The sequence below is a fragment of the Rhodococcus sp. F64268 genome, from assembly GCF_023015605.1.
Taxonomy (GTDB): Bacteria; Actinomycetota; Actinomycetes; order Mycobacteriales; family Mycobacteriaceae; genus Rhodococcus.
The window spans coordinates 377684-399971 of record NZ_JALKAI010000001.1 but is presented as its reverse complement, the minus strand read 5'-3'; the positions used below and the strand labels follow the sequence as shown (position 1 = coordinate 399971).

General features: G+C 66.2%; 20 protein-coding genes. 3 read left to right on the top strand and 17 right to left on the bottom strand.

Going from position 1 to position 22288, the window contains the following annotated elements:
- Positions 1 to 39: 39 nt before the first annotated feature.
- The 13 genes from MWU77_RS01865 to MWU77_RS01805 all read right to left on the bottom strand — a co-directional run bounded on the left by MWU77_RS01865 (position 40) and on the right by MWU77_RS01805 (position 13743).
- The gene (locus MWU77_RS01865) at positions 40 to 471 is read right to left on the bottom strand and encodes an SRPBCC family protein (protein WP_247272802.1); all 432 of its coding nucleotides are present in this window, start codon (positions 469 to 471) and stop codon (positions 40 to 42) included.
- 90 nt (positions 472 to 561) lie between these two features.
- Positions 562 to 2196: a cation acetate symporter gene (locus MWU77_RS01860; RefSeq protein ID WP_169687919.1), complete on the bottom strand. Its 1635-nt coding sequence runs from the start codon at positions 2194 to 2196 to the stop codon at positions 562 to 564.
- Positions 2193 to 2555 carry a DUF485 domain-containing protein gene (locus MWU77_RS01855; RefSeq protein WP_169687920.1) on the bottom strand — a complete coding sequence of 121 codons (363 nt, stop codon included), beginning with the start codon at positions 2553 to 2555 and terminating at the stop codon, positions 2193 to 2195. Before MWU77_RS01855 ends, MWU77_RS01860 begins: the two co-directional genes overlap by 4 nt.
- Positions 2556 to 2680: 125 nt before the next feature.
- Positions 2681 to 4492, bottom strand: a complete 1812-nt coding sequence (locus tag MWU77_RS01850; protein ID WP_247272801.1) for a cation acetate symporter — start codon at positions 4490 to 4492, stop codon at positions 2681 to 2683.
- Between the two features lie 11 nt (positions 4493 to 4503).
- Positions 4504 to 4809: a hypothetical protein gene (locus MWU77_RS01845; RefSeq protein WP_247273046.1), complete on the bottom strand. Its 306-nt coding sequence runs from the start codon at positions 4807 to 4809 to the stop codon at positions 4504 to 4506.
- Positions 4810 to 4883: 74 nt separating this feature from the next.
- Positions 4884 to 5666, bottom strand: coding sequence for a LytTR family DNA-binding domain-containing protein (locus MWU77_RS01840; RefSeq protein ID WP_247272800.1), 783 nt, complete (start codon positions 5664 to 5666; stop codon positions 4884 to 4886).
- 31 nt (positions 5667 to 5697) lie between these two features.
- Entirely contained in the window at positions 5698 to 6921 is a 1224-nt protein-coding gene (locus MWU77_RS01835) for a sensor histidine kinase (protein WP_247272799.1), read from the bottom strand.
- 48 nt (positions 6922 to 6969) lie between these two features.
- Positions 6970 to 8607 carry a Na+/H+ antiporter gene (locus tag MWU77_RS01830; protein WP_247272798.1) on the bottom strand — a complete coding sequence of 546 codons (1638 nt, stop codon included), beginning with the start codon at positions 8605 to 8607 and terminating at the stop codon, positions 6970 to 6972.
- 109 nt (positions 8608 to 8716) lie between these two features.
- Entirely contained in the window at positions 8717 to 8896 is a 180-nt protein-coding gene (locus tag MWU77_RS01825; RefSeq protein ID WP_206039891.1) for an antitoxin, read from the bottom strand.
- An 88-nt stretch (positions 8897 to 8984) separates the two neighbouring features.
- Complete coding sequence (locus tag MWU77_RS01820; protein ID WP_169687927.1) at positions 8985 to 9269, bottom strand: antitoxin; 285 nt, start codon at positions 9267 to 9269, stop codon at positions 8985 to 8987.
- A gap of 94 nt (positions 9270 to 9363) precedes the next feature.
- The gene (locus MWU77_RS01815; RefSeq protein ID WP_169687928.1) at positions 9364 to 11841 is read right to left on the bottom strand and encodes an HAD-IC family P-type ATPase; all 2478 of its coding nucleotides are present in this window, start codon (positions 11839 to 11841) and stop codon (positions 9364 to 9366) included.
- Between the two features lie 55 nt (positions 11842 to 11896).
- Positions 11897 to 13015 carry an MBL fold metallo-hydrolase gene (locus MWU77_RS01810; protein WP_169687929.1) on the bottom strand — a complete coding sequence of 373 codons (1119 nt, stop codon included), beginning with the start codon at positions 13013 to 13015 and terminating at the stop codon, positions 11897 to 11899.
- Positions 13012 to 13743 carry an enoyl-CoA hydratase gene (locus MWU77_RS01805; RefSeq protein WP_169688015.1) on the bottom strand — a complete coding sequence of 244 codons (732 nt, stop codon included), beginning with the start codon at positions 13741 to 13743 and terminating at the stop codon, positions 13012 to 13014. Before MWU77_RS01805 ends, MWU77_RS01810 begins: the two co-directional genes overlap by 4 nt.
- A 151-nt stretch (positions 13744 to 13894) precedes the next feature.
- On the opposite strand from MWU77_RS01805, the gene MWU77_RS01800 reads away from it, so the two are divergent.
- Positions 13895 to 14881 (top strand): hypothetical protein, encoded by a 987-nt coding sequence (locus tag MWU77_RS01800; RefSeq protein ID WP_169687930.1) that lies wholly within the window; start codon positions 13895 to 13897, stop codon positions 14879 to 14881.
- Between the two features lie 47 nt (positions 14882 to 14928).
- Here MWU77_RS01800 and MWU77_RS01795 read toward each other — a convergent pair whose 3' ends face one another.
- The 4 genes from MWU77_RS01795 to MWU77_RS01780 form a co-directional block, all read right to left on the bottom strand.
- Positions 14929 to 16884 (bottom strand): ABC transporter ATP-binding protein, encoded by a 1956-nt coding sequence (locus MWU77_RS01795; protein WP_374229794.1) that lies wholly within the window; start codon positions 16882 to 16884, stop codon positions 14929 to 14931.
- Positions 16881 to 18614, bottom strand: coding sequence for an ABC transporter ATP-binding protein (locus MWU77_RS01790; protein WP_247272797.1), 1734 nt, complete (start codon positions 18612 to 18614; stop codon positions 16881 to 16883). Before MWU77_RS01790 ends, MWU77_RS01795 begins: the two co-directional genes overlap by 4 nt.
- Positions 18615 to 18705: 91 nt before the next feature.
- On the bottom strand, positions 18706 to 18909 hold the full coding sequence (locus MWU77_RS01785) for a hypothetical protein (RefSeq protein WP_169687932.1): 204 nt from the start codon (positions 18907 to 18909) through the stop codon (positions 18706 to 18708).
- A gap of 11 nt (positions 18910 to 18920) precedes the next feature.
- Complete coding sequence (locus tag MWU77_RS01780; RefSeq protein ID WP_169687933.1) at positions 18921 to 19808, bottom strand: SPFH domain-containing protein; 888 nt, start codon at positions 19806 to 19808, stop codon at positions 18921 to 18923.
- Positions 19809 to 19978: 170 nt separating this feature from the next.
- Here MWU77_RS01780 and MWU77_RS01775 point away from each other — a divergent pair, with 170 nt between their 5' ends.
- Positions 19979 to 21088 (top strand): NAD(P)-binding domain-containing protein, encoded by a 1110-nt coding sequence (locus MWU77_RS01775; protein ID WP_247272796.1) that lies wholly within the window; start codon positions 19979 to 19981, stop codon positions 21086 to 21088.
- Positions 21085 to 22179, top strand: coding sequence for a S1C family serine protease (locus tag MWU77_RS01770; protein WP_169687935.1), 1095 nt, complete (start codon positions 21085 to 21087; stop codon positions 22177 to 22179). Before MWU77_RS01775 ends, MWU77_RS01770 begins: the two co-directional genes overlap by 4 nt.
- Positions 22180 to 22288 lie beyond the last annotated feature (109 nt).

The window sequence follows — 22288 nt, the reverse complement described above, 5'->3', positions numbered from 1 at the left end:
CAACCTCATTTCGAGTCCATCCTGCTTCGAGCGAACGACTCAGCCGTACAACTCCGCGAACTTGCGCAGTGAGGCGTCGAGATCGCCATGCAGCGCACGCGCCACACCCGACCCGATCGGGCCGAACAGCGGCGCTCCCCCGAGCTCGATCTTCATCGTCAGTCGCGATCCCGACCCCGTGCCGGTCACCGCGAGACGCATCTTGAACTTCGTGCCGCCCTTGCCCGATCCGCGCAGCACCACGTGGTGCGGGGCGTCGAGTTCCTCGACTTTCCACTCCACCCGGTTGCGCATGCCCTTGACCGAAACCACGGACTGCAGTGCCACACCGGCTGCGAGTGTGTCGGGAAGTTCGCCGCGCCAACCGTCGTGGATGCTCAGCCAATCACCGAATGCGTCCAGATCGGATGCCTTCTCCCACGCGGACTGAGGATCGAGCGGAAGGTCGGTCGCGACTTCGAGTTTTGCCATGCCCGCAGCGTAGAGGAACAGCCGAACGTCACCTTCGGTCAGTTGAACTGACCGAAGGTGACGTTCGGCTTCAGGGGTGTGGGCGTGGGGTCAGTGAGACACGGCCTTCTCGACACCGACACCGGTGAGCGAGCGGACCTCCATCTCTGCCTGCTTGAACGGATCCTCCGGCTTGTTGCGGCCGATGTAGGTGCCGACGATACCGAGAGCGAAGGCGAGCGGGATGGACACGATGCCCGGGTTGGACAGCGGGAACCACGAGAAGTCGGCATTCGGGAACATCGACGACGGGCTGCCGGACACTGCCGGGGAGAACACGATCAGCAGCAGGCAGCTGATGAGACCGCCGTAGATGCTGAACAGCGCACCCGTGGTGTTGAACTTCTTCCAGAACAGCGAGTACAGCAGCGTCGGCAGGTTCGCCGAGGCGGCGACAGCGAAAGCCAGCGCGACCAGGAAGGCGATGTTCTGCCCCATGGCGAGGATGCCGAGCACGATCGAGACCAGACCGATCACGACGACCGTGATGCGCGAGACCCGCACCTGCTCGTCCTCGGTGGCCTTACCGTGCTTGAGCACGCTCGCGTAGATGTCGTGCGCGAACGATGCGGATGCCGTGATCGCCAGGCCTGCGACGACCGCGAGGATCGTGGCGAACGCGACCGCGGAGATCACCGCAAGGAAGATGGTGCCGCCCAATTCGTACGCGAGCAGCGGAGCCGCAGCGTTCTCCTTGCCCGGAGCATTCAGGATGACGTCGGGCCCCACCATCTTCGCGGCGCCGTAGCCGAGCACCAGGGTGAACAGGTAGAAGGCACCGATGAGCGAGATCGCCCACGTGACCGAGCGTCGTGCTTCCTTGGCGGTCGGCACGGTGTAGAAGCGCATCAGCACGTGCGGCAGACCCGCAGTGCCGAGCACCAGCGCAATGCCGAGGGAGATGAAGTCGATCCGGGTCATGCCGCTGATGCCGTACTTCGCACCCGGCGCGAGGATGTCGCGGCCGGCGACCGCTTCGTCCGCAGAGTTCGATGCCATGGCCTGAGCGTCGGCGAGCAGCTGCGAGAAGTTGCCGCGCACCGCGAGCAGCACGAGCACGAACATGATGCCCGCACCCGCGACCAGCAGCACCGCCTTGACCATCTGGACGTACGTGGTGCCCTTCATGCCACCGACGAGCACGTACACGATCATGAGCACCCCGACGACAGCGACGACGATCGCCTGGCCGGCCTTGTCCTGGATGTCGAGGAGCAGTGCGACGAGTCCACCGGCACCGGCCATCTGGGCGAGCAGGTAGAACAGTGACACCGCGAGCGTCGACAGCGCCGCAGCCATCCGCACCGGTCGCTGCTTGAGCCGGAAACTCAGAACGTCGGCCATCGTGAATCGCCCGGTGTTGCGGAGCAATTCGGCGACGAGCAGCAGCGCGACGAGCCACGCGACGAGGAAGCCGATGGAGTACAGGAAGCCGTCGTACCCGTAGACGGCGATGGCGCCTGCGATACCGAGGAACGACGCAGCCGACAGATAGTCGCCCGCGATGGCGAAACCGTTCTGGGGACCGGAGAACTGACCGCCACCGGTGTAGAAGTCCGAGGCCTTCTTCGTGGTGCGGCTGGCCTTGATGACCAGGCCCATCGTGACGACGACGAACGCCACGAAGATTGCGATGTTGAGCAGCGGGTTACCGACATCGGTATGTCCCTGCGCAAGTACGTTCACTGCTGCGGTCCTTCCAGCTCGTCGCGGATCGCTGCCGAGCGCGGATCGAGTTCACGTCCGGCGAACTTCACGTACACGGCGGTGATGATGAACGTCGTGACGAACTGCCCGAGCCCGAGGATCAGGCCCAGATTGATGTTGCCGATCACCTTCGTCGCCATGAAATCCGCCGCGTAAGTGGCGAGCAGAACGTACAGGGCGTACCAGGCCAGGAAGAACACCGTCACCGGAAACACGAACCGGCGCAAACGGGTACGCAACTCCTGGAACTCCGGACTCGCCTGCATGTCGACGAAGTCCTGCGACGTCGGTACCCGCCGCTCCGGTACGTCACTCTCGCTGAGTGGTGCTGTGGTCACTGCCGACTCCTTGGTCGTCCGTGTGAGGTGTAGTGCACACAAACGCTAATGAGACGGCGATCACACAGATAGAGGTACGTGCGGGTTGTACGCCAAGCTGTCGTGACGTGCGCCGAACGGTCGTCTCATTGCGACGAGCGGCGCTCTCCGAGCTCTCGCTCGCCGGACGCACCGAGCTCCCGCTCGCCGAACGCACCGAGCTCTCGGTCGCGGCCCATCCCGAGCCGCTCCGGCACGTGCATCCGAGAGAACGTGCGACCGACGTCGGCCGGCACCCTCTTCCTCGTCGCGAGGCTCACCCCGATCATGACGACGAACGCCAGCGGCACGCTCACCGCGCCCGGGTAGGCGGACAGCACCGCCGGCCATCCCCCGGCAACCGAAGGATCGAAGCGCACGAGAACAGTGAGCAGAGCCGCCCCGCCCGCCACGAGACCCCCGACGACCATGCCCGCAGCGGCACCGATCGCGGTCAGCCCACGCCACCAGATTCCCAGTATCAGCAGCGGACACAGCGTCGATGCTGCGATGGCGAACACCTGCCCCACCGACCTGGACAGATCCAGCGACACCACCGACACCGCAAGGAGCAGAGGAACGATCCCGGCCAGGACCGCTGCTATCCGGAAGTCCCGAACCCGTCCACGCAGCACGTCGGTCGACAGCACTCCCGCGACACTCACGAGCAGGCCGGACGACGTCGACAGGAATGCCGCAATCGCCCCCGACGCGACGAGCGCGGCGAGCAGTTGGCCCACCCAACCCGAGAGCACCGAGTTGGGCAGGAGCAACACAGCGGCATCCGAGCGGCCGGTGATGAGCAGTTGCGGCACGTACAGACGCGCGAACACCCCGAGAATCGTCGGGAACAGATAGAACAACCCGAGCAGGCCGATCACAGCGAACGACGTCATGCGCGCGGCCCGCCCGTCCGTGTTCGTATAGAACCGCACGAGGACGTGGGGCAGTCCCATCGTTCCGAGGAACGTGGCGATCATGAGCGAATACACCTGGAACAGGTGGTGTTCGCCGCCTGCACCGATGCCCGCGCCGGGCGACGCCCACGCGTCGTTGTCGGAGGGCGCCCCCGCGACCACCGGCACCGGCGAACCCGCTTCGAGCACCAATTCGGTGCCCGCGCCGAGTTCGTGTTCGCCGGGGGTCAGAACGATCTGCCCTGCGACGGGCCGGGAATCCACCTCGCCGGTCGCCGTCACCGGGATCGGCTCGGCGACCTGCACGACGACGTCGACAGTGATGTCGACAGTGGTGGTCTCCGTGACAGTGGGCGGTATCGGTTCGTCGACACCGCGGTCGTCCCCTACGAAGTAGATCGTCAGGACCAGCGCGGGAAGCGCCACCGCGGTGAGTTTGAGCCAGTATTGGAAGGCCTGCACGAACGTGATCGACCGCATGCCGCCGCCCACCACATTGGCGATCACGATGACACCGACGACTGCTGCCCCCACCCAGCTGGGAAGGCCGAGCAGGATGTTCAGTGTCAGACCCGCGCCCTGGAACTGCGGTACCAGGTAGAGCACGCAGATGATCGCCACGATGATCATCGACAGCGACCGCACCCAGGGTTCGCCGAGCCGGAACTCGGCGAAATCCGGCACGGTGTACGCACCCGATCGGCGGAGCGGCGCCGCGACGAACAACAGCAGGCCGAGGTATCCGGCGGTGAACCCCACCGGGTACCACAGGGCATCGGTACCGTATTTGGCGACGAGACCTGCCACCCCGAGGAACGATGCGGCAGAAAGGTATTCACCCGAGATCGCGGCGGCGTTCCAGCGGGGTCCGACGCTACGGGACGCGACGAGGAAATCCGAGGTGGTACGGGAGATCCGCACCCCGTAGACCCCGATCGCGACCGTGGCGATCGCGGCGGCAACGATGCCGACCACCGTGAGGACAGGAACCGAGGTGTTCATGGATACAGACGTCAGTCGTCGGTCAGGTCGGTGAAATCCTGCTCATTGCGTTCGGCCAGAAACACATACAGCCACGCGCAGACCAGGAGCAGGAGATACGACACGAAACCCAGCAGGATCCACGGCACCCGCACCTTCCACAGAGTGAGATCGGCCAGCGCGGGAAACAGAGCGAGCACCACCGGAATCGCGCCGAGCAGACATACCGGGACCACCGCGATCCGCAGCGCGAGCCCGAGTTGCGCGCGCACCAGACCCCGGACCATCGCGTCGCCCACTTCGGTCTGCTGCTGCACCTCCACCCGGGTACGCACCATGCGCGCGCCGCGCCTCTTCGCGAGCACGACACGTTCGCGGTGCGGCCCGGCCGGGGGACGCGCGGACGGGCCCGTCACCGCGCCGTCCAGGACTGCATCGGGCCTCGGATCAACCGGTCTTTGAGTTCACGGGTGTGACGGCGACTGACAGGCAATTCGACCGGGGCAGCACTACCGACCGGCTTCATGCATACGACCAGTCCCGTCCCGGCACTGCGGATGCCGGTCACCAGCGGCAACGCCACCAGGTACGAGCGGTGGACACGGAGGAAGCCCGCATCCGCCCAGCGGCTCTCCAACGACGAGATCGGGATGCGCACGAGATGTGATCCGGTGTCGGTGTGCAGGCGTGCATAGTCACCGTCCGCCTCCACCCATCGCACCGACGACCGCGGCACCAGAGTGGTCACGCCACCGAGTTCGACGGGGATCACCTCGTCGCGTGACTCCGCCTCGGAACCGTCCGGTAGTGCCGGCCGGCGCCGCTCGACGATACGACGTACGGCCTCGACGAGACGCTCCTCCCGCAACGGCTTGAGAACGTAGTCCACGGCGCCCAGGTCGAACGCCGATACCGCTCGGTCGTCATGCGCGGTCACGAACACCACCGACGGTGGAGTCGCGAAGTTCCGCAGGATTCCTGCGAGTTCCAGCCCGTCCAGTCCCGGCATGTTGATGTCGAGGAACACCGCGTCGATGCCACCGTCGCGCAGCAGCCGCAGCGCGGTGGTCGCATCACCCGCGGTGTGGACCCGCCCGATCTCGGGACGGGCGCGCAGGAGGAAAGCCAGCTCGTCGAGCGCGGGCGGTTCGTCGTCGACGGCGAGCACAGTCATGGTGTCGGGAGTCTCGTTCACAGCAGACTCATCGTGCCACGTACGAATCCGATCACGGCCTGATACCCGCCCGGAATTTCGGCACCCGCATACTCACCTTGGTGCCTGCACCCGGTGCAGTGTCGACGATCAGGCCGTAGTCGTTGCCGAACGCCGCACGCAACCGGTCGTCGACGTTGGAGAGACCGACGTGCGCCGATTCCTTGACACCGCTTCCCTCGCTGCCATCGGCGGTCGAGTCGAGCATCCCCGAGCGCAGCAGTTCCGGCTCCATGCCTACTCCGTCGTCCTCCACACTGATGATGCAGTCGGTCCCCTCATCGGCCGCCACGATCGTGATGGTGCCTGTCCGTGTCGGCTTGCCCGCAATGCCGTGCCGCACCGCGTTCTCCACCAGCGGCTGCAACGCCAGGAACGGCAGAGCGACGTTGAGCACCTCGGGCGCAACCTGCAGCCGAACCTCGAGTGCATTGCCGAAGCGGGCCCGCTCCAGGGTCAGATAGCGGTCGATGTTGCGCAGCTCGTCGGCGAGCGACGTGTACTCGCCGGTCGCGCGGAAGGAGTACCGCGTGAAATCCGCGAAATCGAGCAGCAGCTCGCGAGCACGATCGGGATCGGTACGAACGAACGAGGCCACAGTATTGAGCGCGTTGTAGATGAAATGGGGACTGATCTGCGCCCGCAAGGCACGCACCTCGGCGCGATCGAGACGGGCACGGGACGCGTCGAGTTCGGCGAGTTCGAGCTGGCTGCACGCGTACCGGGCCACTTCGGTGAGGGCACCGAGCAGCGCAGGCCCCGGATCAGCGGTGGTGACGACACCGAGCACACCCGCGACACCGACATCGTCGACGACCAGCGGCTGGGCGACCACGGCACGTGCGGCGAAATCCTGCGGCCCCCGCTCGAGGGCAGCGTGCCCGACGAGCACACGCCGCTCGCCGTCGATCGCGCGGTTCGCAGCGATCCGCACCTGCCCGGACAGCGATTGGAACGGCCCGTCCCAGGCGAGCAGGTCGCCGTCGGCGTCGAACAGGGCCACGGCCTGCGCTTCGGCGAGCAGCTGCCGCAGATGCGGCGCCGCTTCTCGAGCCGACGTCGCGTCCAGGCCGCTGCGCAAGGGTCGCGCAGCGAGCGACGCGGTGTGCAGTGTCGCGTGTACCGCACGCTCGGCGGGTGTCGTGACGACCCGGCGCGTACGCGCCCACACTGCGGCGATCCCCGAGCCGACGAGAAACACCGAGACAGCGACGACGAGGAGGACGGTTCCGGTCACGAACTCACGCTACGACGTCTGCTCGTCGATCGATCACGACCGTGCCGGTCAATCATTCCGCTCACGCCGATCGATCCGCTCCTCCGCCGCTGCCTCCTCGATGTCGAGGCTTTCGAGTTCCGCCCGCAGCGTCTCGTCGTCGAGGGAGCCTTCGTCGCGCGCAGCGATCAGCGCGGTGCGTTGCGCGCGCAGCACGGCGCGGCGGAACCGGTCGAACAACGCTCCCGCGTCCTGGCTGCGTTCGATGTCGATCTCGGACTCGGCGCGCTCGGCATCGACGCGCGAGCGAATCGATCGTTCGACGCGCTCGAGGATCCGCCGCACCTTCTCCGCGTCCGCTCCATCGGGCAGTTCTGCGGCGAGGGCCTGCAGCCTGTCTCTCGCTGCATCGGAACTGATGGATCGTGCAAGTGCCCGCTGTTCCTCGGCGCGCAACTGCTCGTACGGGTCGGTGACATCGAGGCGCCGGATCAAGACCGGCATCGTCGAACCCTGGATCAACAGTGTGCCGACAGCGACGACGATCGCGGTGAGATGGATGATCTCGCGGCCCGGGAACGGGTCACCGGAGGCCAGCACGAACGGGATACCGCCTGCGGCGGCGAGGGTCACCACGCCGCGCATCCCCGCCCAGGACACCACGATGTGTTCCCGGAAACTCAGGGCGTCGCGGCCGAGCCTGCCCAACCCGACCGTCCGGGCGGCTCGTCTCCGACCCCAGTTCAGCAATCCCCAGATCGGGCGGACAAGCATGACCACAACCAGTACCGCGAATGCGTAGAACAGGATCGTGACGACGTCGTATCCGTTGTCGGTCACTTCGTCGAGGACGAACTTCAGCTGCAATCCCATGTAGGCGAACACGAACATCTCGAGGAGGATGTCGAGACTCTCCCAGACGAATCGTTCCTGCAGCCTCGTCGTGACCGACAGATCGGTCGAGCGGTGCCCCATGTACAGACCCGCTGCCACGACCGCCAGCACTCCGGACGCGTGGATTTCCTCGGCAACGAGATACGCGGTGAACGGAATGGCCAGACCCAAAGCGGTTTCCAGCGAGGGATGGTCCATTCGGGCGCGCACCCAGTGCACGGCCACAGCAAGCACGAGCCCGACCACGACACCACCGACGACTTCGTAGCCGAAGAACACGACCGGCGAGTCGACGAAGACCTGGGTCCCTACCACCGCGGAGACAGCGACCGTGAACAGAGTCAGGGCGGTGGCATCGTTGACCAGGCCTTCGCCGGTGAGGATGGCGATGACTCGCTTCGGGAGACCGAGCTTCCGGCCGACCGCGACTGCGCTGACAGCGTCGGTGGGCGCGACCACGGCACCGAGAACCAGTGCGGCACCGAACGTCAGCTCCGGGACGAGCCATTCCGCAAAGAACGCTACGGCGAATGCCGTGACGAGGACCGTCCCGATACCGAGCCGGAGGATATGCGACAGGTTGCGTTTGAAGGTGGGGACGGAGAATCGCACCGCGGCCGAATACAGCAGCGGCGGGAGGACGACTCCGAGGAGAACGTGCGGCTCGAGTTCCAGCTGCGGTAGGCCCGGGATGAATGACGCGAGCGCCCCGATCACGACCAGTACCAGTGGTGCCTGCAGGTTCCCGCGGTTCGCCAATCCGGTCACGGCGATCGCTGCGACGACCACCAGAAGAATCCAGGTTCCGCTCACCTGGTCGATTGTGCTTCAGGAACCCTGTGGCGTGGGTCCGAAGCACGGCGGTCCGAAGCACGGCGCCCCACACACGCCGCGGTGTCGGGGCGTGTGTGGGCAGAGGCCTTCAGGCTGTGCCGAGCCCCTTCTTCGCCGCATCCTGGGCGGTGTCGACCTTGTCGGCGAACTTGCCACCGGTCTTCTCGTCGGCCAGGTCACCGACCTTGTCGATGGCCTCGTTCACCTTGTCGGGGTGTTCGGCAGCCAGATCCTTGCCCTTGTCGACGAGGCCCTTGACCTGATCCATGAATCCCACAGCGTGTCCCTTTCGTTCGGTATCGAGCGAAGGAATCCTCGCACAACCGACGGACCTCGGGTCTGCGGGCTGACCTGGGCTATGGAGTATGCGGCCCCGGCTGGGGATCCTGGCCTGGATCGGACTGCGGGCCCGGATCGTCTCCGGGGCCGGATTGTGCGCCGGGCGCAGGGTTGCCGGTGGCGCCGAGATGCTTCTTCGCAGCGTCCTGCGCCTTGTCGACGTGCTGCGCATACTTGCCGCCGGTCTTCCCGTCGATCGCATCGCCTGCCTTGTCGATGTAGCTCTGGGCCTTGTCGGGATTCTGCGCGGCGTAATCCTTGCCCTTGCCGAGCAGGCCCTTGACCTGATCCATGAAACCCATGCCGCTCTCCTTCCATCGGTGCGGTCGTCGACACGAGTTCCACCGGGTAGGTCTTGCGAAACATGCATCGACGAATCCAGGCAACAGTGGTCGGTCAGTGTACTCCCGGGAGCAGGTCGTCCGGGGCTGCGAACAGACGCCGGTGCTCGCCGTGCAACCGCCCGGAAATCCACCAGATGGCCTCGACGAGCACCACCCCGATCGCGCCACAGGCAACCGCGATGGTCGAGTAGGCGATGTTCGATGGGTCCAGCGCGAAGAATTCGCGCGTGAACGGCACCGAGAACAACACCACATATCCGAGCAGCGACCCCACGAGCAGCACAACCTTCCACCACTGGTACGGCCGTGCAACAACGGCGAGCACCCACAGCGCAATCATGATCAGCGTGATCAACGCCGATGTCCCGGCTTGAATCTTCTGCTCCTCCGTCTGCTCCGGGCCCCCGTAGACGAGCACGTAGCAGACGAATGTGGCCACACCGATCACGACACCCGACGGGATGGCGAGTCGCATCACCCGCGACACGAAACCCGACCGCGCACGTTCGTTGTTCGGTGCGAGCGACAACAGGAATGCCGGGATACCGATGGTGAACCAGGCCGCGATCGTCACGTGGCGCGGCAGGAACGGATACGGCAGCGGCTCGAAGTCGAACAGTTGGGAGAACACCCCCGATATGCCGATCAGGAATGCGAGCAACACCGAGTACACGGTCTTGGTGAGGAATAGGTTCGAGACGCGTTCGATGTTGCCGATGACGCGACGCCCCTCCCCCACCACATAAGGCAGCGTGGCGAACTTGTTGTCGAGCAGGACGATCTGCGCCACCGAACGGGTCGCCGGACTGCCCGATCCCATGGCGACACCGATGTCCGCGTCCTTGAGCGCCAGGACGTCGTTGACACCGTCACCGGTCATCGCGACGGTGTGCCCCCGCGACTGCAGAGCACCGACCATCGCGCGTTTCTGATCGGGTCGCACGCGTCCGAATGTCGTTGCCGTTCCCACGGTCTCGGCAAGAGCATCCGGGTCGTCGGGCAAAGTCCGGGCGTCCACCGGATTCTCGCCACCCGGAAGGCCCAGCGACGACGCAACCGCACCCACCGACACGGCATTGTCGCCGGAGATCACCTTGACGTCGACCTTCTGGCCGGCGAAATATTCGAGAGTGTCCTGCGCATCGGGCCGGATCCGTTGCTCGAGCACCACCAGCGCCTGCGGTGTCACCGTGCCGGGGGCTTCAGGGTCGTCGACGGGACGGTCGCTGGAAGCGAGCAGCAGCACCCGTAGCCCCTTCGCTCCGATCTCCTCGGCCTGCCGCGCGAAATCCGATGAGGGATCGAGCAACACGTCCGGAGCGCCCAGCAGCCAGTTGCCGTGCTCGCCGTACGACTGCCCGCTCCACTTCTTCGCCGACGAGAACGGCGCGACCGCAGTCGATTCCCCCCATCCCGGATCATCCGGGAATGACTCGGCGATCGCGAGCACACTGGCGTTCGGTCGCGGATCGTCGGCGGCAATCGCGGCCAAAGCCTCGCGCGCGGTAGCGAGGTCGGCCCCGACCGCGGCGACGACGTCCGCCAGCCGCATCCCGTTCTCGGTGAGCGTGCCCGTCTTGTCGGCACACACGACGTCGACGCGGGCAAGCCCCTCGATCGCGGGAAGTTCCTGCACGAGGCATTGTCGGCGGCCGAGCCGGATCACGCCCACTGCGAACGCGATCGACGTCATCAGCACGAGACCTTCGGGCACCATCGGCACGAGCGCTGCCACCATGCCGCTGAGCGCCGGTCCGAGAGCTTCACCGCTCGAGAACAACTGGTTGTAGATGATGAGCAGGCCCGCGGGAATCATCAGGTAGGTGATGAACTTCAGGATCTTGTTGATTCCCGAGTTGAGCTCGGAATGCACCAACGTGAACTTGCTGGCCTCGTCCGCGAGCCGCGCGGCGTAGGCGTCGCGACCCACCTTCGTCGCCCGGTACGCACCGCTGCCCGACGCCACGAAACTGCCCGACATCACCGTCGACCCCGGCGCCTTGTCGATCGCGTCGGCTTCACCGGTGAGCAGCGATTCGTCGAGTTCGAGTGCAGCCGCATCGACCACGACACCGTCGACCACGAGCTGGTCGCCCGGCCCGAGCTCGATGATGTCGTCGAGTACCACTTCGCGCGGTGACAGCTCCGCGGAGATGCCGTCCCGCCGGACAACCGGTTTGGCCTGACCGACAATCGCGAGCTTGTCGAGGGTTCGCTTGGCGCGTATCTCCTGGATGATGCCGATCCCGCTGTTCGCGATGATCAACAGGCCGAACATGCCGTCGATGATCGACCCTGTGAACAGCACGATCAGGAAGAGCACACCGAGGATCGCGTTGATGCGCGTGAACACGTTGGCGCGCACGATGTCCTTGACCGACCGTGAGGCCCTGTCCGGGACATCGTTGGTCTCTCCCCGCGCAACGCGCTCGGCGACCTCATCGGCCGTCAGGCCGTTCCGGACGTGTGCGGGATCGGTCACGACCGTATCGCCTGGCCCGACCGTCGTGGTGGGCTCGTCAGCTGCCATGGAGAACAGGTTATTCCAGTAGGACTCAGCAGATCGGCGACACCACCCCTGCACATCACCCCAATGCCGTCCACCAGGGCTCGTCCGCCCGATGCCGCGACACATCCACTCGCTGTCCCGGCATCGGCACTGCCGTCGCGACACCGTCGGCCTCCGCGGCGGGCAGGAGGCGCGCGATCGGCTCCGACCAGGCGTGGAAAGCGAGGTTGAACGTACCCCAGTGCACCGGCACGAGGAGGCTGTCGCGGCGCTCGGTCCCGCCGAGGTCGAGGTGGGTTCGCACCGCCTCTTCCGGGTTCATGTGGATGTCGGGCCACCGTAGGTCGTACGCCCCGACGGGGAGCAATGTCAGGTCGAACGGCCCGTACTTCTCACCGAGATCGGCGAATCGGCGGGTGTATCCGCTGTCGCCTCCGAAGAACACCGAGTGGGCGGGACCGGTGAGCACCCACGACGACCACAACGTGATGTTGCGTTGCAGACCTCGGCCCGAGAAATGGCGGGCTTCGGTGCACGTCACCGTCAGTCCGTCGATCTGGGTGTGTTCGTCCCAGTCGAGTTCGACGATGCGCTCTTCGGGCACCCGCCATTTCCGCAGGTGCGCTCCTACCCCGACGGGCACGAGGAACTTGGCGCGCGGCTGTATTGCCGCGAGCGTTTCGACGGTGAAGCGATCGAGATGGTCGTAGTGGTCGTGCGAAATGATCACCGCGTCGATCTGCGGGAGCACAGCGAGTTCGACCGGTGGGCGATGCAGGCGCATCGGGCCGATCGTCGACGAGGGCGAGACCCGATCGCTCCACACCGGGTCGGCGAGAACGCGATATCCGTCGATCTCGACCAAGGCGCTCGAATGCCCGAACCACGTCACCGCAAGCGGCCCGGAATCCACGGGCGCGACGTACGGGGCGATCGGGACGTCCCCCATCGGTCGTCCGCGGGACCCGCGGGCGAGAAGGTCCTTGACGAACCCACCGCCGGCCTCGGGATCGAGGGCAGACGAGGGCTCGGTGTTGTGGAACCGTCCCTCCCGGTACTGCGGCGAACCGGCCGCATACGGGCGGATGTCGGACACCGACGCACCGATCGATGTGGGTAGCCCACGTGCGGCGCGAGCAAGCCACGCGAGCCCGACGCCCGCGGCGGCGGAGGACGCCACCCGCCCGAGATTCATCGGCCCTGGAAGATCGGGTCGCGGCGTTCGGCCCGCGCTCGGCGTGCTTCCTGCGCGTCCTCACTGAGCCACGCCGCGGCGGCGGCAGCCTGCTGTTCGGCGGTGGGGTCGCGGCGCGTGCCGTCGTCGTTGAGGAAGAGTTTGTGTGCGTGCATCGACAGCGGTGCGAGCTTCGCGATCTCCTGCGCCCACGCCTGAGCTGCCGCCAGATCGCCGATCTTGTTGGCGAGACCGTAGGCGAGTGCGTCGTCGGCCTCTATCGCTTCGCACGCGAGCATCACCGTGCGGGCCCTGCCACCACCGACGAGCGATGCGAGCCGCCGCACCGTCCACCGGTCCACCGAGATGCCCAGCTTCGCCGCCGGCACCGCGAATCGCGCGCCGGGTGCCACTACGCGCAGGTCCGACGCGAGCGCCAGCTGGGTGCCCGCTCCGATCGCCGGACCGTTGACTGCGGCGACCACCGGGAGCGGTGCCTCCACGATCGTGCGGAGCAGCTCGGCGAGACTGTCGGTGAATCCCTCGGCATACACATCGCCGGACAGATCGGCACCCGCACAGAACGACGTACCGCGTCCGGTGATCACGACCACCCGCGCGTCGTCCTCCACGGCGTTCTCCACGGCCTCGCGGATTTCCACACACAACTGGGTGGTGAGCGCGTTGCGGCGTTCCTCACGCTGAAGTTCCACCGTCACCACGGCACCGTCGCGGCTGATTCCGATCATCACTACCCCATCCTGTTCGACTCGAGCATCCGCATCATCCCACCACCACACCCGCGGTGAGGAAGTCGATGACCATTGTCCCTGGACCTCGGAACGCCTACAGCGAACAATGGGGACCAGGTCCGACCTGTCGCACGAATACGGAGCCGTCATGAGCACCCGGATTCCCGATTCCGACGTGGTGCGGATGGCCGTGGATCTCGCGTGCCGCGCACCGTCGGTACACAACAGCCAGCCTTGGCGCTGGCGGTACGAGACCGGGGCACTCGATCTGCACGGCGACCCATCACGCATGCTCGGAGCGGTCGATCCTTCGGGCAGGCAACTCGTTCTGAGCTGCGGCGCAGCACTGCATCACCTGCAGGTTGCGTTCACCGCGTTGAAATGGTCGACCGAGGTCCGGCGTCTCCCCGACGGTGCCCACTCCGATCATCTCGCCACCGTGCGTTTCGGGCACGGCGCCCGACCGGCCTCGCACGATTTCGATCTCGTAGCGGCAATCAGGCGACGCTATTCCGACCGTCGACCGCTCGCAGCCCCGGACGCAGCCGCGACGCGGAGCATCGTGTCGTGCGTCGACCCGAGTGACGCGCAGGTGACGGTCCTGTCTCCCGTCGCACGGGAGATACTGGCCGACGCGACCGCGCGCAGTGCCGCGCTCCGTCGCTACGACACCGCATACCAGGAAGAACTCCATTGGTGGGCGGGACACACCACCGAGACCACCGGCATTCCGCCCGAAGCGTTGGTGACCACGGAGCAACATCGCCGGGTCGACGTCGGACGCCGCTTCCCCGCGGGCAGCAGAACCACTCCGGACAGCACAGCAACCGAGATCGATGCGTCGACCGTCCTGCTGGTCAGCACCTCGTCGGACGAGCGGCACGCGTGGCTGGCCGCCGGTCGGATGCTCTCGGAACTACTCCTCGAGGCGACGGCGCACAGCTTGGCGACATGCCCCCTGACGCATGTGACCGAACTCCCGGGTAGCCGGGAGATCATCGCCGGGCTCATCCCCGGCGGCGGCTGTCCGCAGGCGCTGATCCGGATCGGGACGGCCGCTCCCGAAGGCCGGCCGGCACCGACGCCTCGGCTGCCCACCGAGTCGGTGTTGTCGGTCGCGCCGAGCCGACGCTGACCGATCACTCGGCAGCGATCTCGATCAGTCGTGCTCGGCCACGCTCGTCATGCCTGCTCGACGATCGTCGGCCGTTCTGCGTCGTCCACAGTCTCCACCGGGCCGGTGAACTGACTGATGTACAGGTCGTAGTAGGCACCGTGGACTGCGAGCAACTGCTCGTGGTTGCCCTGTTCGACGATGTGTCCGTCCTCCATGACGACGATGACGTCGGCATCGCGGATCGTCGAAAGTCGGTGTGCAATGACGAAACTCGTCCGGTCGGTGCGTAGCGTCGCCATGGCCTGCTGGATCAGCAGTTCGGTGCGGGTGTCGACGGAACTGGTTGCCTCGTCGAGAATGAGTACGACCGGCTTGGCCAGGAAGGCCCGGGCGATCGTGATCAGCTGTCGCTCTCCGGCACTGACGCCGCCGCCTTCTTCGTCGAGCATCGTGTCGTACCCGTCCGGCAAGGCCCGCACGAAGTGGTCGACGTGGCTCAGCTCGGCCGCCTCGATGACTTCTTCACGACTGGCGGTCGGGTCACCGTAGGCGATGTTCTCGTAGATGGTGCCGCCGAACAGCCAGGAATCCTGCAGGACCATCCCGGTGCGTTCCCGCAGATCGTCGCGGGTCATGCGGCGCGAATCCACACCGTCGACGCGGATCGTTCCCGAGTCGACGTCGTAGAACCTCATGATGAGGTTGACGAGGGTGGTCTTGCCTGCGCCCGTCGGTCCCACGATCGCGACCATGTGCCCGGGTTCGGCCACCAGCGACAGGTTCTCGATGAGCGGCTTGTCGGGCACGTAGCGGAATGACACGTCGTCGAAGTCGATGCGCCCGCTGTTCGTCGACGGGGTCTGCGGGTCGGCCGGATCTGTGCTTTGTTCCTCTGCGTCCAGAATGTCGAAGATCCGCTCTGCCGAGGCCACTCCGCTCTGCAGGAGGTTGACCATCGAGCCGATCTGGGCGAGCGGCTGGGTGAACTGACGCGAGTACTGGATGAACGCCTGCACCGACCCGAGGCTGATCGAGCCCGACGCGACCTGGAGTCCGCCGACGACTGCCACCGCGACGAAGTTCAGATTGCCCAGGAACATGATGGTCGGCTGGACCAGTCCGGAGATGAACTGGGCGCGCCAACTCGAGTTGTAGAGCTTGTCGTTGCGGGTGTCGAACTCGTCCTCGACCTCCTGCTGCCGACCGAACGCCAACATCAGTTCGTGTCCGGTGAACGCTTCTTCGACCTGCGCGTTGAGTTTGCCGGTCGACGACCACTGCGCGGAGAAGTGCGGCTTGGATCGCCGAGCGATCAGGACGGTCGCGACGATGGACAGCGGGATCGCCACCAGCGCGATCATCGTGAGCAGAGGCGAGATCGAGAGCATCATGATCAGGATCGCGATCACGGTCAGCACCGAGTTCAGCGCCTGGGAGACGGTCTGCTGCAGGCTTTGCGACAAATTGTCCAGGTCGTTGGTGACGCGGCTGAGCAGATCCCCGCGCGGGGTCGTGTCGTAGTAGTGCAGAGGCAGACGATGGACTTTGTCCTCCACATCGGAACGCAATCGCTTGATCGTGCCGACGACGACGATGTTGAGCAGATAGGCACCGACCCACGCGAGCAGCGCCGATCCCAGGTAGAGGGCGAGAACCGTCAGGAGTACCCGTCCGACGGCGGTGAAGTCGATGCCGACCCCGGGGGTGAGATCCATCGAGCCGACCATGTCGGCGAATGTGTCCTGCCCCTGTGCCCGGAGGTCGGCGACCGCCTGCTCCTTGGTGGTACCGGCGGGAAGCATCCGGCCGATGACACCGTTGAAGATCAGGTCGGTGGCGTGACCTAGGACCCGTGGGGCGATCGCCGTGAGGATCACGGATCCGACGGTCGCAGTCAGGATCACGATCATGAAGCCGCGATACGAGACGAGCAGGTGCAGCAGCCGCTTCATGGACGGCACGAACGATCGGGGCTTCTGCACCGGTGCACCCAGCGGCTGCCTGCCGCCCGGGCCGGTCACGACCGTTCCTCGACGGCGAGCTGCGAGCGGACGATCTCGGAGTAGGTCTCGCACGAATCGAGCAGCTCGTCGTGTTGCCCCAATCCGACGATCCGTCCGCGATCGAGTACCACGATCTGATCGGCGTCCATGATCGTCGATACGCGCTGCGCGACGATGATCACCGCAGAGGCGGTGGTCGCGGGTCGCAGCGCAGATCTCAGGCGCGCGTCGGTCGACAGGTCCAGAGCCGAGAACGCGTCGTCGAAGAGATAGATCGACGGCCGGCGGACGAGGGCCCGCGCGATCGCCAGGCGCTGCCGCTGACCACCCGAGACCGTCGTGCCGCCCTGGGCGATCGGCGTGTCCAGTCCCTGCGGCATCGCGCGGACGAACTCGTCGGCCTGTGCGATGCGCAGTGCCTCCCAGACCTCGTCGTCGGTGGCGTCCGGCTTCCCGTAGCGCACATTGGAGGCGACGGTGCCGGAGAACAGATAGGCACGTTGCGGCACCAGCCCGATCTCCGCCCGCAGCACGCCGGGGTCCAGGTGTCGGACATCGGTACCGCCGACCAGGACCGCGCCGTCGGTGACATCGATCAGGCGCGGTACCAATCCGATCAGGGTCGTCTTGCCCGAACCCGTCGACCCGATGACCGCAGTGGTGGTGCCGGGGTCGACGCGGAAGGTCATTCCATCCAGAACCGGACTGTCGGCGCCGGGGTAACGGAACTGCGCGTTGCGGAACTCCACGGTGGCCGGATCCTCGTCGAAGCCGATCGGTTCGGCGGGCCGAACCACCGAGGTCTCGGTCGCGAGGACCTCACCGATCCGTTCCGCGCACACGGTCGCTCGCGGAGCCATCATTGCGAGGAACGACGCCATCATGACCGACATCATGATCTGCATGACGTAGCTGATCATCGCGCTCAGTGCACCGATCTCCACAGTGCCGTCGGAGATCTCGTGCCCGCCGACCCAGATGATCGCGACGATCGTCACGTTCGTGATCCCCATGACCACGGGGAACATCAACGCCATCATCCGTCCGACTCGCAGGCTCGCGTCCGCGAGTTCGTCGTTGGCGACCTCGAACCTGTCGGCCTCGTACCGTTCCCGGACGAATGCGCGGACCACGCGGATCCCCGTGATCTGTTCGCGCAGGATCCGGTTGACGCTGTCCAGCCGGGCCTGCATCACCCGGAAACCGGGGACCATCACCCGGATGATGAGGGCCATCGTGATACCGAGAATGGGCACCGCCACCACGAGTACCCACGCCATGGGTGCCGCGACGTGAATCCCCATGGCGATCCCGCCGATACACATGATGGGTGCCGTGACCAGGATGAACGAACTCATCACCAGCAGGAGTTGGACCTGCTGTACATCGTTGGTGGTACGGGTGATCAACGACGGCGCACCGAACGTGCCGACTTCGCGCGCCGAGAAGGTGTTCACCCGGTGCAGCAGATCGTGGCGGAGGTCGCGTCCCACGGCAAGCGCCCCGCGGGCACCGAAATACTGCCCGCACATCATGCAGACCAGCTGCACGAATGCCACCACGAACATCCAGCCGCCGATCCGCAGGATGTATCCGGTGTCGCCTTTGGCGACACCGTTGTCGATGATGTCGGCATTGAGCGTCGGCAGGTAGAGCATCGCGACAGTTGCCACGAACTGCAGGATCACCACCGCCACGACGTTCACGCGATATCGCGGCAGGTAAGTGACGATCAGGCGGATCAGCATGACGGCATCACCCAACGACCCTAGCGGGGGCGATCATGATTCGACCAGAGAATTTCACCGGCCCGAATACGTTCGCGTGGCGGAGATCGAATCACTCGTCTTCGTCGGCGCGGGGACGACCGGGACCCCGGATCCGCCCGGCATCGCGTGGCATCCGTCCCGCGTCTGCCAGGGCGCGACGCAGGACGAACTCGATCTGCGCGTTGGTGCTGCGCAGCTCGTCCGAGGCCCACCGCGCGAGCGCGTCGTGAACCGCGGGGTCGAGCCGCAACAGCACCTTCTTACGTTCGGCCATGCCCGTCGTTCCTACTGGTAGAGCGAGCCGGTGTTGACGACGGGTTGTGCATTCTGGTCGCCGCAGAGGACGACGAGCAGGTTGGAGACCATCGTGGCCTTGCGTTCCTCGTCGAGCTCGACGGTATTCTCGGCGACGAGTCGGTCGAGCGCACTGCCGACTATCGTCACGGCGCCCTGGACGATCTGTTCGCGCGCGGCGATCACTGCACCGGCCTGCTGGCGACGCAGCATGGCCTGCGCGATCTCGGGTGCGTACGCGAGCTGGTTGATGCGGGTCTCGATGATGCGGACGCCGGCGGACTGCACGCGATCGTGGACCTCCTCCGACAGCCTGGTGGTGATCTCGTCGGCGTTCTGGCGCAGCGACATCACCTCGGTGGGACCGTCGTACGGGTAGCTGCCTGCGATGTGACGAACGGCGGCTTCGGTCTGGACTGCGACGAATTCTTCGAAGTCGTCGACGTCGAAGACTGCGCGGGCGGTGTCCTCGACCTGCCAGACGATGATGGCGGAGATCTCGATCGGGTTGCCGTCGGCGTCGTTGACCTTCGCCCTGCCCGTTTCGTGATTGCGGATGCGCGTGGTGATCTTGCGGCGCGAGTTGAGTGGGTTCATCCATCGCAGACCGGGTTCGCGCAATGTTCCCGAATACGACCCGCCCAGTAGCTGCAGCACGCGAGCCTCGTTGGGTTCCACCAGCACCAGGCCCGCGAGTAACACGGCGACGACCACGAAGACCACCGCGCCGATGACGATCACGGGAACGTTGATCTCGATCGCGCCCCACACGATCAGTCCGATCGCGACGAGGCCGACCACGAGGCCCGCGACGAGTACCGCCCATCCGTTCGACGAGCGGCCTGGTCGTTCGACTGTGAACGTGTCCGCTGTGTCCATGAATTCCCTCCGATACCTTGACGATATTAAAGTGATATCACATTATTGTCCGGCGCGCGAGCATGAACCAGACGTTCCGGACACCGCCCCTTCCCCCTGCACAGTTGCCGCACACGACCCCGCGCCACGGGGCATCATTGATCTCACGAGAGCCGACCGGGAGGGGTTCGATGACGGTGGAGGACACCGCGGCCGACACGGAGGCCGTCGACGTCGTCGTGATCGGCGCCGGGCAGGCCGGGCTGTCGTCCGCGTACTACCTGCGTCGATTCGGTGTCCGCCCCGAAACCGGCTTCGTCGTCCTGGACCGCTCCTACGGACCGGGCGGAGCGTGGCAGCACCGATGGCCGTCACTGACGTTGAGCACCGTCAACGGCGTCCACGATCTACCCGGGTCGTCGTTCGAGGACATCGTCGGTTCCGACGCCGGCCTCGTCCCCGCGTCCACGGCTGTGCCGGAGTACTACGCGGACTACGAAGAGCGGTTCGAACTGCCGGTGCACCGCCCGGTCCTGGTGACGGTGGTCTGCGATCGCGGCGACCACCTGCGCATCGAAACCGACTCCGGCGTCTACACCGCCCGGGGCATCATCAACGCCACCGGAACCTGGGAACATCCCTTCGTCCCGTGGTATCCCGGAGCCACCCGCTTCCGCGGGCGTCAGCTGCACACCAAGGACTATCGCTCCGCCGACGAATTCGTCGGCAAACACGTCCTGGTCGTCGGCGGAGGCATCTCGGCAGTGCAGCTACTCGACGAGATCTCCCGCGTCACGAGAACCACCTGGACCACCCGTCGCGAACCCGCTTGGCGCACCGAGGAATTCAGCCCAGAAATCGGTCGGGCCGCGGTCGCACTGGTCGAGGACCGTGTGCGACGAGGTATGCCGCCCGGCTCCGTCGTCTCCGTCACCGGACTGCCGGTGACCCCGGCGATCCGGGCCGCCCGCCAGCGCGGCGTCCTCGAGCGGCAGCCCATATTCTCGGAGATCACCGAGACCGGCGTCCAGTGGCCCGACGGATCACAACTTGACGTCGATGTCATCCTGTGGTGCACAGGATTTCGCAGCTCTCTCGATCACCTCGCGCCGCTGGACCTGCGCAACCCCGGCGGCGGGATCACCTTGACCGGACGACTCGCGACCCAGGTCGAGAATGATCCCCGAATCCACCTGGTCGGCTACGGTCCGTCGGCGTCCACCATCGGCGCCAACCGTGCGGGGCGCGCAGCGGCTCGCGAACTCGTCGACCATCTGGAGGCGGAGGCGCACGCGACGTGACGGGACGCGGGGGGTCGGCGCTGCTGGTGGCGTTCGTCGCCACCGCGAGCCTGCTCGTGAGCGCACCCGCCGTCGTCGAGGTCGGCTCACCGGCTCCCGCACCCGTCGCGGCACCCGCGCCGCCACCCCCGCCCCCGCTGTCGTTCGACGAGCTCGCCGCCCGGACCGAATCAGTGGTGGTCAACATCGACGCGAGCCGAGGGTGGAGCGGCGTCGCGGGCACGGGCATCGTCCTCACCCCCGACGGCGTGACACTGACCAATCATCACGTGGTGAGCGGCGCCACCGAGATCACCGCAGTCAGTCCCGCGACCGGGCTGATCTACGACGTCGTCGTCACCGGCTACGACCCCACCCGAGACATCGCGGTCCTGCAGCTCGGCGCGGCGCACGACCTGCCGGTCGCTACCCTCGCCGACGCGCCACCCGAAGTCGGATCCCTGGTCACCGCCTTCGGCAATGCCGACGGCGGTGGCGTCGTCGTCGCAGCACCGGGCACCGTCGTCGCCCACGACCGCAACGTCGTGGTGCGTGACTCCACCGACGGATCGCGCCACCGGCTCACCGGCATGCTCCAGACCGACGCGGCAATCCGCCCCGGCGATTCCGGTGGGCCTCTCGTCGACGAGTTCGGTGTGGTCGTGGGGGTCAACACCGCGGGTTCGGTCTTCCCCGACCCGTCGGAAACCATCGGGATCGACACCAGCGGAGCACCCTCCGAGGCGTACGCGGTGCCGATCAGCGAGGCGCTCGATGTACTGGAGCAGGTGCGAAGCGGGGTCGGTTCCGAGACCGTTCATGTGGGCCCCACCCCGCAGCTCGGCGTCAGCGTCACCACCGCTCGCTCCGACGGTGGCGACCGGGGCGCCGAGGTGCTGTGGGTCTCGTACGGCTCTCCCGCCTACCACGCCGGCCTCGAAACAGGCTTCGTGATAATCGCTTTCGATGGCGCGCCGGTCTCCTCCACCAACGATCTCGAGGATGCGCTGCGCCGGCACCGGCCGGGCGATCGGGTGCGGGTCGAATGGATCGACGAGGCAGGAGTTTCGGGCTCCACCGACCTGACGCTCGAAGCGGGCCCCGTCCGCTGATACCCGATCGAGCATGCAGTTCTCGTCGCATTCTTCGAGAGGAGGCGACGAAAACTGCACGCTCGACGACGAAATTCGGTTGCCGACCCCCGTCCGACCGGCCGACACT